General features: G+C 68.3%; 1 protein-coding gene. It reads left to right on the top strand.

Annotated elements, in window-relative coordinates:
• A partial coding sequence (locus ML342_RS11815) for a hypothetical protein (RefSeq protein ID WP_240127205.1) occupies positions 1-515 on the top strand: 515 nt, incomplete at both ends.

The raw sequence follows: 515 nt of genomic DNA, 5'->3' as shown, positions 1-515 counted from the left end.
GCCGCCATCCAGGCGGGCGAATCGGCCGTCCTGTCTCTGGCTGTGCCCGCGCAGCATGCCGGTCGCATCGGACAAGCGCTGGCGCTGATGCACCGCTACGGTACGGTGGGCGGGCGCAGCCGCAATGGCTGGGGTTCGTACGCGCTGATCCCGCTTGAGGGTACCCCGGGGCTCCAGGGGGCTCTGCCCGTGCGGGACTGGTACCGGTGTCTGGAGCTCGACTGGCCCCATGCCATCGGCAAGGATGGGAAGGGCCCCCTCGTCTGTCAGACCACGCCGCATGCGGACTGGAAGGCGCTGATGCGCACGCTGGCCATCATCAAGATCGGGCTGCGCACGCAGTTTCGATTCACGACCGGGCGCAACGCCCCGCAGCCCGAAGCCCGGCATTGGCTGGCTTACCCAGTCACCAATCACTCCGTTGGTCCATGGGGAGGCAGCGCGCGGTTGCCCAACCAGCTGCGCTTCAAGGTGCGTCTGGCGCCCGATGGCCGACAGCTCGTCGGCGTGATCTA

The sequence above is a fragment of the Thermomonas alba genome, assembly GCF_022419205.1.
GTDB classification, from domain to species: domain Bacteria; phylum Pseudomonadota; class Gammaproteobacteria; order Xanthomonadales; family Xanthomonadaceae; genus Thermomonas; species Thermomonas alba.
This window is presented reverse-complemented; position numbering and strand designations above follow the sequence as displayed.